The sequence below is a fragment of the Orrella sp. 11846 genome (genome assembly GCF_048820935.1).
In the GTDB taxonomy this organism is placed as follows: domain Bacteria; phylum Pseudomonadota; class Gammaproteobacteria; order Burkholderiales; family Burkholderiaceae_B; genus Algicoccus.
This window is the reverse complement of record NZ_JBMERD010000028.1, coordinates 1-14,214: the sequence shown is the minus strand read 5'-3', so window position 1 is coordinate 14,214 and position 14,214 is coordinate 1. Positions and strand designations below refer to the sequence as shown.

13 protein-coding genes and 2 pseudogenes are annotated in these 14,214 nt (G+C 56.0%); 8 read left to right on the top strand and 7 right to left on the bottom strand.

The genetic code is table 11. From position 1 onward, the window contains the following. Positions 1–246: transposase domain-containing protein (locus ACOI06_RS14200; RefSeq protein WP_420663251.1), on the bottom strand; the 246-nt coding region annotated here is incomplete at its 3' end. A 135-nt stretch (positions 247–381) separates the two neighbouring features. Then, positions 382–540, bottom strand: a pseudogene (locus ACOI06_RS14195) (transposase domain-containing protein); the annotation flags it as partial. Positions 541–948: 408 nt separating this feature from the next. Between ACOI06_RS14195 and ltrA (ACOI06_RS14190) the strand changes: the two are divergent. Beyond that, positions 949–2,319, top strand: coding sequence for a group II intron reverse transcriptase/maturase (gene ltrA, locus ACOI06_RS14190; protein ID WP_420663250.1), 1,371 nt, complete (start codon positions 949–951; stop codon positions 2,317–2,319). Between the two features lie 89 nt (positions 2,320–2,408). Here ltrA (ACOI06_RS14190) and ACOI06_RS14185 read toward each other — a convergent pair. After that, positions 2,409–2,522, bottom strand: a pseudogene (locus ACOI06_RS14185) (IS66 family transposase); the annotation flags it as partial. 700 nt (positions 2,523–3,222) lie between these two features. Here ACOI06_RS14185 and ltrA (ACOI06_RS14180) point away from each other — a divergent pair. Beyond that, positions 3,223–4,356, top strand: a complete 1,134-nt coding sequence (gene ltrA / locus ACOI06_RS14180) for a group II intron reverse transcriptase/maturase (protein ID WP_420663253.1) — start codon at positions 3,223–3,225, stop codon at positions 4,354–4,356. A gap of 127 nt (positions 4,357–4,483) precedes the next feature. On the opposite strand, the gene tnpC is transcribed toward ltrA (ACOI06_RS14180), so the two are convergent. From tnpC to tnpA, 3 genes are all read right to left on the bottom strand, one after another. After that, on the bottom strand, positions 4,484–5,944 hold the full coding sequence (gene tnpC / locus ACOI06_RS14175; protein WP_420663249.1) for an IS66 family transposase: 1,461 nt from the start codon (positions 5,942–5,944) through the stop codon (positions 4,484–4,486). A 105-nt stretch (positions 5,945–6,049) separates the two neighbouring features. After that, the gene (gene tnpB, locus ACOI06_RS14170; RefSeq protein WP_420663248.1) at positions 6,050–6,415 is read right to left on the bottom strand and encodes an IS66 family insertion sequence element accessory protein TnpB; all 366 of its coding nucleotides are present in this window, start codon (positions 6,413–6,415) and stop codon (positions 6,050–6,052) included. Next, entirely contained in the window at positions 6,415–6,768 is a 354-nt protein-coding gene (gene tnpA, locus ACOI06_RS14165; RefSeq protein ID WP_420663247.1) for an IS66 family insertion sequence element accessory protein TnpA, read from the bottom strand. Before tnpA ends, tnpB begins: the two co-directional genes overlap by 1 nt. Positions 6,769–7,035: 267 nt before the next feature. Between tnpA and ACOI06_RS14160 the strand changes: the two genes are divergently transcribed. Both ACOI06_RS14160 and ACOI06_RS14155 read left to right on the top strand, forming a co-directional pair. Then, positions 7,036–7,206, top strand: coding sequence for a helix-turn-helix domain-containing protein (locus tag ACOI06_RS14160; protein ID WP_420663246.1), 171 nt, complete (start codon positions 7,036–7,038; stop codon positions 7,204–7,206). Between the two features lie 373 nt (positions 7,207–7,579). Continuing rightward, positions 7,580–8,380, top strand: coding sequence for an ISAs1 family transposase (locus tag ACOI06_RS14155; protein WP_420663245.1), 801 nt, complete (start codon positions 7,580–7,582; stop codon positions 8,378–8,380). Positions 8,381–8,395: 15 nt separating this feature from the next. On the opposite strand, the gene ACOI06_RS14150 is transcribed toward ACOI06_RS14155, so the two are convergent. Next, positions 8,396–9,954 (bottom strand): IS3 family transposase gene (locus ACOI06_RS14150; protein WP_420663252.1). Its coding sequence is split into 2 segments (ribosomal slippage): positions 8,396–9,475 and positions 9,478–9,954, totalling 1,557 coding nucleotides; the frame shifts between segments, so codons are not numbered across the junction. Positions 9,955–10,204: 250 nt separating this feature from the next. Here ACOI06_RS14150 and ACOI06_RS14145 point away from each other — a divergent pair. The 4 genes from ACOI06_RS14145 to galE are packed head-to-tail and all read left to right on the top strand — an operon-like array spanning position 10,205 to position 14,192. Beyond that, complete coding sequence (locus tag ACOI06_RS14145; protein ID WP_420663244.1) at positions 10,205–11,821, top strand: aldolase catalytic domain-containing protein; 1,617 nt, start codon at positions 10,205–10,207, stop codon at positions 11,819–11,821. After that, positions 11,818–12,510, top strand: a complete 693-nt coding sequence (locus ACOI06_RS14140; protein ID WP_420663243.1) for a cytidylyltransferase domain-containing protein — start codon at positions 11,818–11,820, stop codon at positions 12,508–12,510. The genes ACOI06_RS14145 and ACOI06_RS14140 overlap by 4 nt, the downstream gene beginning before the upstream one ends. Before the next feature lie 14 nt (positions 12,511–12,524). Continuing rightward, entirely contained in the window at positions 12,525–13,172 is a 648-nt protein-coding gene (locus tag ACOI06_RS14135) for an HAD family hydrolase (protein WP_420663242.1), read from the top strand. A 3-nt stretch (positions 13,173–13,175) separates the two neighbouring features. Further along, the gene (gene galE, locus ACOI06_RS14130; protein ID WP_420663241.1) at positions 13,176–14,192 is read left to right on the top strand and encodes a UDP-glucose 4-epimerase GalE; all 1,017 of its coding nucleotides are present in this window, start codon (positions 13,176–13,178) and stop codon (positions 14,190–14,192) included. Positions 14,193–14,214: the final 22 nt, after the last annotated feature.

Here is a 14,214-nt window from a genome sequence, read left to right as displayed (position 1 = left end):
TTCAAGATCAGCAAACAAGTTCAGTTGCAGCGTGTCATCTGGCTCAATGCGTCGTTCACTCTTTGAGCCGAAGATTTGTTGTTTGAACCATGCGACCTGCGCGGTCAGTGCCTCAACCTGCTGCTGTAAAAGCTGATTATTCTGTTGCAGTAGTTGGTTTGATTTTGCGAGTTCAGCCACCTGTTCCTGGGTCACAAATGTGCCGGAAACTGAATCGGTTGGGATGGTGTTTTGCGCTGAACTCATGAGCTAAATTGTACCATTATCTCGTAAACGCCTCATCTACCCCATGGTTGCAGCATGAGCCGCAATCACGGATGATCTCAGGGATTGTTGATGTTCGAGGAATCAGGGGTGATGAGGCAGATGCAGGCTCAGCGGTCAGCGCATTTTCTGACGAGCAACCAGATTGCCGGCAAGGTCTTCGAGCTTAATGTTCCAGGGCAGCAAGGCTTCGTAGTCCTCGACACTCTGAGCGTATGGCAGTTTTTCCAATACATAGCACAGCCAGGCATAGGGCTCACGACCATTGGCTTTGGCTGGTGCGCCCAGCATGGGCGCATTCCTGCGGGTGCAAGTCCCGCCATGAGTTGATCACAGCGAATGAAGTGAAACGCAACTGCATGAGGGTGACCGAGTGTGGAAAGGAAGCGTGGAGCATAAATCGTGAGCCGATGAACAAGAACTGCATAGAAGGCGCTGCTGAGCAGGGCGAGTGGGCCAGTAACCACGAAGCTCTCGTGATCAAGGCGAAGTGGCGTAAATGCAGCGGTTGTGCGATGAAGGAATGCGTTCTTACCTGGGGAGATCTCACCTTAATCCTGAAAGGGTAACGGCATGACGCCGGAGTGAGAAGTCAGCAGAGGTCATAGTAGCTGCAGGGACGAGGCCAAATAATCCGCCAACGAGCCCCAGCGAAGGACCGAACGAGAAGGAGTATGACCCGATATGGCGATACAACTCGTACTGCCTCAGATGTTCACGCGAGTGGAGCGGGAAGGCGTAGTCAATGGTGAAGCCATTGGTGATCCTACCAGCGAGGAAACGAGGTGTCCGCGCCATGAAACGGCGCATACAGGGTTAGGGCTGCTGCAAGCAGTCCTGACGAGAGAGAATCTGTTAACGGCGATGAAGCGAGTTCGGGCAAATAAAGGTGCGGCCGGTGTGGATGGTTTGGATATAGATCAAACTGCCCAACACTTGGTCAAAGCTTGGCCTAGTATTCGTCAAGCGCTGTTAGCAGGGACGTACCGGCCCAGTCCGGTGCGACGGGTGCTGATTCCGAAGCCTGATGGTAGCCAACGTGAGTTGGGCATTCCGACGGTGACGGATCGACTGATCCAACAAGCCTTGTTGCAAGTTCTGCAACCCTTGCTTGATCCAACATTTAGCGACCATAGTTACGGCTTTCGACCCGGACGTCGTGCACAAGATGCGGTCCTAGCGGCTCAATCCTATGTGCAGTCCGGGCGACGTATCGTGGTGGATGTGGACTTAGAGAAGTTCTTTGACCGTGTCAACCATGACATTCTGATTGAGCGTTTACAGAAGCGCGTTCCAGATGCGGGCATTATCCGACTGGTTCGTGCCTATCTGAATAGCGGCATCATGGATGACGGTGTCGTGATGGAGCGGCAGAAAGGGACTCCACAAGGGGGACCTTTGTCACCGTTGCTGGCGAATGTGTTGCTAGACGAGGTGGACAAGGAGCTTGAACGCCGAGGTCATTGCTTTGCACGCTATGCAGACGACTGCAACGTATACGTTCACAGTCGCCGTGCGGGTGAACGAGTGATGAAACTATTGCGACGGTTATATGCTCGATTGCGACTGAAGGTCAATGAGACAAAAAGCGCAGTGACGAGTGTATTTGCTAATCGCAAATTCCTTGGATTTAGTTTCTGGGTTGCCCCAAAAGGCGTAGTCAAATGCAAAGTGGCTGCCAAAGCACTGGAGACGTTTAAACAGCGTATCCGGCAATTGACACGACGCACTGGCGGGCGCAGTATGCAACAAGTTGTAGAACAACTACGTTCCTATTTACTGGGGTGGAAAGGTTATTTCCGACTGTCACAAACTCCGGGCGTCTGGCAAAAACTAGACGAATGGATACGGCATCGGCTTAGAGCCATACAACTCAGACAATGGCGGCGTGGTAAAACAATCTTCAGGGAGTTGCGAGCATTAGGCGCAAGCGAAATTGTTGCTCAACGAGTGGCGGCAAATAACCGTCACTGGTGGCGCAATAGTCGCATGTTGCTCAATAGCGTACTGACTTTAGATTGGTTCGATAGGTTAGGTCTGCCCCGGCTATCCTGACCTCAACTTCTCGAACCGCCCGGTGCGGACCCGCATGCCGGGTGGTGTGGGAGGGGTGCAGTTCACAAGAGCTGCCCCCTATCCCAATTTTCGATGAGCGAGTACACCATGGCACTGGCGTGTGCACCAGCTGGGGTGTCACAGAAGAGCCAGCCGCGCCTGCCGACGACAAAGGGTCGAATGCAGTTTTCGATACGGTTGTTATGTGTGCCTTGCTAAGGCACGATTTGGTAGGTCGGTGCAAACCCGACCCGGCCACTCTCGCTCCGGCCGGAAGCACAGGGGGCGGCTCAGGAGGTAACAAATGAGTTGAAGCACTCTCTGAAAAGGCTTCGTAGGAAGCCAGCGGACTCTGCGGGCCGTAACGTGAGTGAACACTGAGCAGGCCTCGAAAGATCGTCGTGGAAGTCGACTCGCCATAATAACGAGGAAGACCGCCGTCGCTAGAGAAGTGAGCGTGATATGCGTCTAGCGATTCCACCGGGGTAGTGGTGACAGCACGCAGAGCACAGACCAATCGTGCAACAAGGGAAGTCCATGGTGGTGCCGACCTTTGGCAGGTGGGCAACAGTGATTCCGTGAGGAATGGAACTGGCCCCATGGATGGCGGATGGGGGTGTAGTAGTGATGACGCTGGGTAATGCCAGTCGAGCAAAGGCCCCCTGTTTCGGGACAAATGATGGAAAGAAGCAAGAGTACGGGGATTGACACAAGTCTACCAACTCTGAGATTAACAGTTCGGACGCTACAGACCACATTACAGGCAAAAGCCAAGAGAGAACCAACCGCTCGCTTTTACAGCCTCTGGGACAAAGTATGCCGGATGGATGTTCTAGAAGAAGCCTACCGTAAGTGTCGCGCTAATCGCGGTAGCCGGGGGTAGACGGAGAACGATTCGAACGGATTGAAGCCCAAGGGCGAGGGCAGTGGCTGGAAAGATTGCAGCAGGAATTAAAAGCCAAGCAGTATCGGCCTAAACCCCTGCTTCGTGTTTGGATTCCGAAAGCTAACGGTGGTGAGCGACCACTTGGAATTCCGTGTGTGCGGGATCGAGTTGTTCAAGCTGCCGTACTGCTGGTGATTGGGCCCATCTTTGAGGTGGATCTATATCCTTGGCAATATGGCTTTCGGTCGGGAGTTGACGCAAAGATGGCACTTCGACGCATTCACTTCGGTATTGTGAAGCGGGGCGCTCGAGAAGTCGTTGATGCGGATCTCTCGGATTATTTCAACACCATTCCCCATGGTGATCTGATGCGTTGTGTGGCTCGTCGCGTGGCAGACGGTACAGTGCTTGGAATTATTCGTGAGTGGCTGAACACTCCGGTGATTGAGCGCAAAGGCCGCTGGCATGAGGAACGCACCACCGTAGCAAAAGATACGCATCGGGGAACACCCCAAGGCGGCATCATTTCGCCATTACTGGCGAACCTATACTTCCGGCGTTTCATGCTGGCATGGTATGGGCGAGGATATGACCACAAACTGAGATCAGAGGTGGTGAATTACGCTGATGACTTTGTGATTCTGTGCAAACAGGGATACGGAGAACAGGCGATGATCGTGATGCGGCATTTGATGCAAAAGCTAGGCCTAACGGTTAACGAGAAGAAAACGCGGCTGGTGAAACTGCCAGATGAACGCTTCGACTTTCTTGGTTACACCGTTGGTCGCTTCTACGGACGGGACGGACGACCCTACTGGGGGACCGCACCGTCCCGAAAAGCCATCAAACGGGTGATGAAAGAAATCCACGACATGACGACATCACGCTGGAATGCACTAGGACCTGAAAATCGAATAGAACGCCTAAATCCGCTTTTGCGGGGATGGGCAGGATATTTCAATCAAGGCCCTGTCAATAAGGCGTATCGCCTAATCGACGAATACACAGCGCGACGTCTGCGAATCTGGTTGATGCGGCGGCGAGGAAAACGGGGAACGGGGTACCGCCAATACTCCGACCAGTACCTATACGACAAGTTGGGACTGATCCGTCTACAAACGCGTAGTGACCTCTCGAATGTGAAAGCTTGATGACCCGAAAGAGAGCCGGATGCGGGAAATCTGCATGTCCGGTTCGATGAGCGGGATGTGGAAACGGAGCTCAGGAATCGGCTTATTAGTGCGACACCCCGATTTGGTGATCGTCTGCGTACCGAACCTAGCCACCGCGCCACATCTCGACTCTACCGATCGGCAGATCGGGGCGCTCGATATATCGAATCAATTTAGGCCAAGCGTTGTTCAGATAAGCCAGTGCCTGACCCAGTTTGCCTTTATGTGCAACGGTCGGCAAGAGATCTTGCATCCAAGCATGCATCTCATCCAACGTTTGTTTGCTGAGCTTTTGTCGAACTCGGTGGCGCAAGGCATCCGGTGCGTTTTTGACTCGCTTTTCCAAACGATACAATCGAGCAAAGAATTTCAACGCTTTATCCGCATTGGTGGACTTGCCATTCGCACTCGCACGCTGAGCATCGACGAACTTACGTCGCGCATGCGCCATGCACGCCAGATGGGTGACACCCGGCTTAGAGCCAACTCGGTTGTAGCCGCTATATTGATCGGTCATCAGGTAACCTTGCCAACCTTCAAGCAAACGCGAAGCCACGCCCGCCCTTCGAGCCGGTTCATAGTCAAACATGACGACCGATTGGCCAGGTGGTCCTCCAGTGTGTGCCCACATATACGATTTCTTTGTGGCAGCTCGACCTTCTTCTTTGAGGACCTGGACTGTGGTCTCATCCATGTGGATGATGGGACCCTCGAGCAGGGTGTCTCGCATCAGGTTCGCCAACGGTTGCAGAGCTTTGGTCACTTTGATGACGTTGCGAGCCAATGTCTGACGACTGACCTTCACCCCACTGCGCTCCAGCACTTTGGTAAAGCGGTTCAGGGGCAAACCGTCGGCATACTTGGTGGTCAGCAGCATGGCCATAAAGCCATCCGACAGATTACTGCGTGGCAGAAGTGTTGGCAGAACCGGTGCGATCACAGGCGAGCTATTGCCGTCAATCGGTGCATATTTGGGGCGAATGATTTGAAGAACCCGAATCAGCATCGGAATGATATCCAGCTGCTCACTGGTTTCTTCCCCAATGCGAACCATGGGTCGACCGAGGGCGTCGATGCGTTGCTCTTCGGGAACATCAACATAGATCTTTACCCGGGGCAGATCTTCAGGCAGCGCAACGCGACCACCGTATTTCACATTGGGTTTGCGTGGCTTTTTACGTTTCGGTGTCGCAATGGGTTGAGCGTCATCGTCTTGCTCATCCGCTTCACCAGCCAACAGCTCAACCTCGTTAAAGAGTGTGCCTTGTCCGCTTTCACTGCTCGGTCCAAACTGACGGTGCCGAGCCAGTCTTAACTGCTCAAGAATTTCTGCGACCTTCTGGAATACCCCTTCTTTGACGCGATCATCAAACTGAGATTCCAGACGTGCCTGAAAGACCTTGGTCTCTTGTTCCAACTGAGCCTGCAATGCTCGGGTTTGAGCTTGCATCTCTTGCTCAACACGCAGCTGCACAGTTTGCTCAATCTGCGCCTCAAATGCCTTTTGCTGACGGATCAATGCGGCATCAATCAACGCCTGCACATCCTCTGGCAATTGATTGCTCAAGGATGTGCTTAGACCGCGACCGAGGGGTCTCGAAGTCGCTTTTTTGAGAGCTGAGAAAGAGGGTTTTATGTTGCTTTCAGACATACGTAATTATAGCACAAATAGTTACATAATTGTCTTATAATTCAAAGAATTATGTCTGTTTTTATGCCATGGATCTAGACCTTCCAGCAGCCATTGCAACTCCCGTAATTCGATCTGATGAGTGGCATCAAATTGTTCACCTTTAGGCCATGCAAACCGATCGAGTTCCAGACGCTTTTGCCATAAACAGAACCCGTTCTTGTCCCAATATAGAATCTTGATGTTTGAGCGATTCCGGTTAATGAATACGTACAGAGATTGCTCAAATGGGTTGAGTAGCATGTCACCTTCAACAATCTCAGCCAATCCATTAATTTGCTTTCTGAAGTCGACCGGATCGCGATGCAAATACACTGATGTGGGCGAGTATCCAGGATGCATAATCATTACCCCGCCCGTTGAAGATCAAATGATAGTTCCGCGAGCCATCGGGCACTGGGCAAAGCTTCCATATCTAAGCGCAGACCACCAGGCAGCGTGAGTTGGCAGTGGCCACGGTTTGTCTGGGCATTCGAGCTCGTTCCCATCGATGACACCGTGACGGAAAGAAACTTGGAGTTGGTTACTGCAACCTGTTGGTGGCCTTGAGCTTGTTCTGACTTAAAGAAATTGCGCCATTTATACAGCGCTTGTGCGGACAGATCTTCACGGTCGGCATAGACCTTAGTAGGAATTTTTTCTTTTTCGATGCGTGCGAGGTGATTCTTCCACCAGTCACGATTGCGTTTGGTGATCGACATGGGTCGTCCTCCTGATGATGACAATGGTGTCAATCATCGGGCAGACGAAATCAATCAACAATCATGTGCTAGATGGCGCACTTACCTTGAAGGTTTCTGGACCTGGGGAACTGGATTTTCATGGAGTGGCAGCCTACCCTATTCCTCAATATTAAGTATTTAATTCCTGGATTCATAGAATAACCGCAGCACTTTGGACCGCACGGTAGAAGCAGGAGGGCCAGCGCCGGTACCCTCCCTGCTTTACCGACCAAAGTGAAGCAGATCATGGGATACCGACAGCTGACCCAGACCCAACGATACCAGATTCATGCCCAACGGGGTGTCGGCATGAGCCAGCGACAGATCGCTAGAGAGCTTGGCATCCACAACAGCACGGTCAGCCGTGAGCTTCGCCGTAACGCTGCTCCTGAAGGCTACGACCCTGAGAGGGCCTAGGCACGCAGCGATGATCGCCGGCGCACCGCTTGGAAGTGGACGAAGCGCCTGCCCAGCGTGATCACCGCCGTCGTTGACCGGCTGCGCGAGGAGTGGAGCCCGGAACAGATCAGCGGGTTCATGGCGCCATTGGCGGGCACCGGAGTGTGAGTCACCAATGGATTTCTGGGATGACAAGGCCCGCGGTGGCGACCTCTGGCAGCACCTTCGCCAGCCCAAGCGGCGAAGCAAGTACCGTGCCCAGGCCAAGAGCGCAGGGCTCGGCAAGATTCCCAGGGAAAATGCACGACAAACCGCTCTACGACGGGGGTTGTAGGGCAATCGAAATCCGCCTACCGTGAAACGCTAATGCATTTTTCCACGGATGGCCCTCATGCTGACGCCTTCATTGATGCACCATTTATCGATCGTTCCTGACTTCCGTCAGGCCTGGAAAATCCGCCATCAGCTGTCAGATATCCTCTTTCTGACGGTCTGTGCGGTGATCTGCGGCGCAGAGGGATGGGAGGAGATAGAGGATTTTGGGCACGCGAAGCTCGATTTTCTGCGTCAGTACGGCGATTTTGCTGATGGCATCCCCAGCCACGATACCCTGGCGCGCGTGATGGCACTGATCAATGCCACGCAGCTTCAGAAGGCCTTTGCCGACTGGATGAAGGCCTGTCATGAGGCCACCGATGGGGCGGTGGTGGCGATTGATGGCAAGACGCTGCGCGGCTCCTATTGCCGAGGCAAAGATAAGGCCGCCATACACATGGTCAGTGCCTTCAGCACCGCCAACAACGGTGTGGTGCTTGGGCAGATCAAGACAGAAGACAAAAGCAACGAAATTACGGCCATTCCCGAGCTGCTGAAGCTGCTGGATCTCTACGGCTGCCTGGTCACCATTGATGCGATGGGCTGCCAGAAGAAAATCGCCCAATCGATCCGTGAGAAAGGCGCCGACTACCTGCTGGCGGTGAAGGAAAATCAGCCCAAGCTGGCCGCCGCTTTCGAGGAGGCCTTCCCGATAAGCGTGATCGCGAACTACCCGGGAGATTCCTATGTCACGGTCGAAAAGAACCGGGGCAGGGAGGAGTCCAGGTACCATGTAATCAGCGATGTTACCTCAGAATTTCAAGAGCTTAGCTACGAGTGGCCGGATCCGGAGTCTGTCAACATAGATGACACATGAAATGGTTCTGGCTCTTTAAAATCCTGCTGCCTGCGGCACCGGCTCTTTCTCGGGGTTCAGATTCACCACCTCTGGCAGGCTGAGCTTCCGGATGTCACCTGCCCACCGCTCCGGGTGACGCTGCTTCGCTGCCTCAAAGACCTCCCGACGCTGTGCCAGAATGCCCTCGGCCTCACCGTTGTGACGCTGGCCTGGCGTGACATAGCGAAGGGCGCTGTGTCGGTGCTCGTGGTTGTACCACTCGGTAAACTGCTGGACCCAGTCCTGAGCCTCAGCCAGAGTGGCGAAGCCGTCGACGGGGAAGCCCGGCCGGTACTTCAGCGTCTTGAAGGCTGACTCGGCGAAGGCATTATCATTGCTGACCCTTGGTCGGCTGTATGACGGGGTGATGCTCAGGTCATGGAGCTTCTCCAGGAAGGTCGCCGCCTTCATCGGACTGCCGTTATCTGAGTGTAGAATCAAGGGCTTGCGACGACCTGTCAGGTGTTCTCGCCAGCAGGCCTTTTGAATCAATTCGGCCGCCAGCTCGCCGGTCTCCGTCTCGTAAACCTCGTGCCCAACGATCTTGCGACTGAAGACGTCCATGATCAGATACAAATACCACCAGGTGCCTCGCGCAGGACCGGGCAACCATGAAATATCCCAGCACCACAAGCGGTTAGGCGCCGTGGCTTGGTGTGTAGTCGGAAGGCGCTTACGCTGCGGGGCCTGCTGTCGGCCCCGGTGGTGTTGCTGGTCGTATTCATGAAGCACTCGATACATCGTCGACTCAGAGGCCAGGTAGCGGCCCTTGTCCGCCTGATCGGCCACGATGAAGGCTGGAGGGCGGCTCCGATACTCCGGAGCGTTGCACAGCGCCACGAGCGCCTCTCGCTCCTCGGGTGACAGCTTGTTGGCCGGCTCCGGGCGATCGGCATCGAGGCGGCGGTCAGCCGTCACCTCGCCCTCAGCGATCCAGCGGTAGTAGGTCCGCACGTTGATGCCCATCACCTGACAGGCCTTGGCCAGCCGAGCACCGTCACGCTGGGCGTCTTGCACCAGGGTCACGATGCGCTGGCGATCCGGGAGGCTGGTCAGTCGTCCTCGTCGTTGGTCGTGCCCCAGATCGCCTCTGCCTTTTTTGACAAGGCCAGCAGCGCCGCCGTCTCGGCCAGGGCCTTGTCCTTGCGGTGCAGCTCGCGCTCCAGCTTGCGGAGCCGCTTTTGCTCTGTCTTACGCGTCTGGCGGAGCTGCTTGGCCTGCGCTGCCGCATCATCGTTGGCGTTCATGCAGGCATCCCGCCAGGCCTCCACCTGTTCGGGGTAGAGCCCACGCTCACGGCAATAGGCGCTGAGCTCGGCCTCATTCATCGGGGCCGTCTCCAGGACGATCTGGAACTTCTCCTGGCTAGTCCACTGGTCGGGCTGGGTCGAACGTGATGGCAAAACCTGTCCTCGTGCTCTGGCCTGTTTCCGCCAATTGTAGAGGGTTGTCGCCGTGATGCCTTCCTGCTCGGCCAATTCCGGGATGGTCATGCTCATGGGCGGTGCCATCTTCCGGAGGATGGCTTCCTTACGCTCTGCGGGGTAACGCATGTTGTTCACCTCTCATTCCGCTTAGGTGACAACTACGGTGACAGGTAGGGGATCTGAAAATCGTTGGCGTCGTGCTATCATTCCGGCATGAAGGGGAGGGAGCGCCTGCGGAAACGGTGGTACGTTACTACATCAGTTCTGCTGCGCTTATTGCTTGAATTCAGGATTTAGAGGTGTTTTTCTTGTTAATGCTTCTCTCTACTTGTTTTTTAATTAGTGATGGGTGTTTGTTAAGCACAAGGTGGATTAAGTGATTTTAAATTATAGTTTCTTAGATTGCACTTTCCGAGATGGCGGCTACTACAATGCTTGGGACTTCTCTCCCAAGCTGATCCACCAATACCTCGACGCTATGCAGGCCGCCGGGGTGGATGTGGTGGAGCTGGGCTTTCGCACGCTGAAGAACCAGGGGTTCCAAGGCCCCTGTGCCTTCACCACCGATGAGTTTATCCGCAGCCTCACGATCTCGGCTGGCCTGACTGTCGGCGTGATGGTCAACGGCAACGAGTTGGTGGGAGAAGTGCCCCAGCAGGAAGCGCTGGAGCGACTCTTCCCCAATGCGGCAGCGGATTCACCCGTGGACCTGGTGCGTATCGCCTGTCACGTGCATGAGTTCGAGCAGGCGCTGCCGGCGGTCACCTGGCTGAAGGAGCGTGGCTATCAGGTTGGCTTCAACCTGATGCAGGTGGCGGATCGTACTGAAGAGGAAGTGAAGGCGCTCGCTCGTCAGGCCAAGGCCTACCCGATGGATGCGCTCTACTTCGCCGATAGCATGGGCAGTATGAGCCCGGACCAGGCCGCGCAGATCATCCAGTGGTTCCGTAGCGAGTGGAAGGGCCCTATGGGTATCCATACCCATGACAACCTGGGCCTGGCGCTCTCCAATACCCTGCGGGCGCTGGACGAGGGCGTGACCTGGGTGGATTCCACTGTCACTGGCATGGGCCGCGGGCCGGGCAACGCTCGCACCGAGGAGCTGGCCATCGAGATCGCCGAACGCCGCGGCAAGTCGGTCAATATGGTGCCCTTGATGACGCTGCTGCGTGAGCACTTCAAGCCGATGCAGGCCCACTACGGCTGGGGCACCAACCCCTACTACTACCTGGCGGGTAAGTACGGTATCCACCCCACCTATATTCAGGAGATGCTCAGCGACTCCCGCTACAGCGAGGAGGACGTGCTGGCGGTGATTGAGCACCTGCGGGTGGAGGGGGGCAAGAAGTTCAGCCTCAATACCCTGGATGCGGCGCGCCACTTCTATCGCGGTGAGCCTACTGGGCAGTGGTCGCCCAAGGAGCGCTTTGCCGGGCGTGAGGTGCTGCTGCTTGGGACCGGGCCGGGCGTCGCCCGCCACCGTGGGGCCCTGGAGCGCTATATCCGCGACCATAAGCCGCTGGTGTTGGCTCTCAACACCCAAAGCGCTATCGATGCCGAACTAATCGATCTGCGGGTTGCCTGCCATCCGGTGCGCCTACTGGCGGACTGCGACGCCCACACGCGCCTGCCTCAGCCGCTGATCACCCCGTACTCCATGCTGCCCGCGGATGTGCGTGACTCCTTGGCGGACAAGGAGGTTTTGGATTTTGGCTTGAACGTTCAGGCAGAGTGTTTCGAGTTTGCCGACACGCATTGTACAGCGCCAACGTCACTCGTTATGGCCTATGCCTTTGCGATCGCAGCCAGCGGTGGGGCGCGTACGCTTTATCTGGCCGGCTTCGATGGCTACCCGGGCGAAGATCCGCGCAACACGGAAATGAACCTCGTGGTGCAGCAGTTCCAAGAGGCCAACGATACGATTCCGCTCATTGCCATTACGCCATCGCGTTACGATGTCATCAAGAAGAGCGTCTATGGGGTGGGTGCATGACAAAAAAAGTGACCTGCTTCCTGCCTTGTCGTGCCGGCAGCCAGCGCGTGGTGAGAAAGAATATCAAGCCCTTTGCCGGCTATGAGCATGGTCTGATTCAGATCAAGTTGCGTCAACTACTGGCAGCGGAAAGGATCGATGAGGTCGTGTTGACCACGAACGATGCCGATATTCTGGCCTATGCCGAATCACTCGCTGACCCCCGGCTACGCATGCATCGTCGTGTCGAGGCGCTGTCATCGAGCGCGACCAGCACGGATCAACTCGTCGCTCATGCGCTTGAGCTGATTCCCGAAGGCCACATCCTCTGGACCCATGTGACCTCACCCTTCATCACTGCTAAGCACTATGACGACGTGATCCGGGCCTACTGGGAACAGTGCGAGCAGGGCTATGACTCCTTGATGACCACTACGGCGATTCACGGGTTTCTCTGGCAGGATGAGCAGCCCATGAACTATGACCGAACCATCGAAAAGTGGCCACGCACCCAGACCCTGGCACCGGTACATGAGGTGAACAGCGGTGCCTTCTTGGCCCCTGCAGGCCTCTATCGTGAGTTGGATGATCGTATTGGCCGGCGGCCTTATCTCTACGATCTGGACAAGTTCACTAGTTTCGATATTGATTGGCCTGAAGACTTCATCATCGCAGAGAGCTTGGTGGAAAAAGGACTGGTGACACCGTGAGCCTGGGCCTTCCTGTGACTGACTACACCACCCTGGTCTTCGACTGCGATGGCGTGGTACTCGACTCCAACAAGGTCAAGACCGACGCCTTCTATCAGGCCGCTTTGCCTTACGGTCAAGCCGCGGCTCAGGCCATGGTCGAGTACCATGTCGCCAACGGCGGCGTATCGCGCTACAAGAAATTTGCCTACTTCTTGGAGCAGATTGCCCCGGTACATGCCGAGCAGTTCCCCGACCTGGAGGCGCTGCTGCAAGCCTATGCCGGGTATGTGCGCGAAGGGTTGTCGAGCTGTGAGGTGGCCCCAGGCCTGGAAGCGCTGCGCGAGCAGACCCCCAGTGCTCGATGGCTGATTGTCTCCGGCGGCGACCAGACCGAGCTGCGTGATGTGTTTGCCCAGCGTGGCATCGCTGAGTGGTTCGACGGCGGCATCTTCGGCAGCCCGGATACTAAGGATGAAATCCTGGCTCGTGAGCTTGCCTCGGGTACGATCCAGCAGCCCGCCCTGTTTCTAGGTGATAGTAAGTACGACTATCAGGCGGCCAATGCTGTGGGGTTGGATTTCGTGTTCCTGAGTGGTTGGAGCGAGGTGGCGGATTGGGGCACCTGGACCGAGAGTGAGGGGATCACGGTGCGCCAGGCGATCAGGGACTTGATGGAGTAACGCATGACGACTCTGGTAGTAGGCGGCGCCGGCTATATCGGTTCCCACATGGTCAAGCAGCTGGCTCAGGCCGGCCACTCGGTGGTGGTGCTGGACAACCTCACCACCGGCTTTCGCGAGCTGGCCCGGCACGGCGAGCTCGTGGTGGGAGACCTGGCGGATACCGCGCTGCTGGAGCAGCTATTTTGCGAGTACCGCTTCGACGGTGTCATGCACTTCGCTGCTGCTAGCTTGGTGGGTGAATCTATGCAGGCCCCGGGCAAGTACTACCGCAACAACGTGGCCAATACCCTTAACCTGCTGGAGGTGATGGTACGCCACGGGGTGAAGCACTTTATCTTTTCCTCCACCGCGGCGACCTTCGGCGAGCCGGAGTATGTGCCTATTGATGAGGCGCATACTCAGCAGCCTATTAACCCCTATGGAGCCAGCAAGCTGATGGTGGAGCGGATGCTGCAGGATTTCCATGCTGCTCACGGCCTCAACTCAGTGTGCCTGCGCTACTTCAATGCCTGCGGGGCGGACCCCGAGGGCGAACTGGGCGAGTGTCACGATCCGGAGACCCACGTGATTCCGTTGATCTTGCAGGCTGCTTCGGGCAGGCGCGAGGCTATCACCGTGTTCGGCCGCGACTATCCCACCGAGGATGGCACCTGCATTCGTGACTACATTCATATTGAGGATCTGTGCAGTGCCCACGCCCTGGCGCTTGAGGCGCTGGTGCGCGGCGAGAAGCAAGGGGCGCTGGCCTATAACCTGGGCAATGGCCAGGGCTACTCTGTACAGCAGGTGATCGAGGCGGTGGAGCGCGTGGTAGCCGAGGATGACTGCGAGCTGAGCGTGGAGGAGGGTGAGCGCCGTCCCGGCGACCCGGGAACGCTGGTCGCCGATGCCACTCTGGCTCGGCGTGAACTAGGCTGGCAGCCTCAGTATTCGGATCTGGAAACCATCATCCGCCACGCTTGGGCTTGGGAGAAAAAGCTGGCAGACGAGTCGCTAACTCAGCAGGACAAGATTTGAACGACCAGTTAATACATCAAGC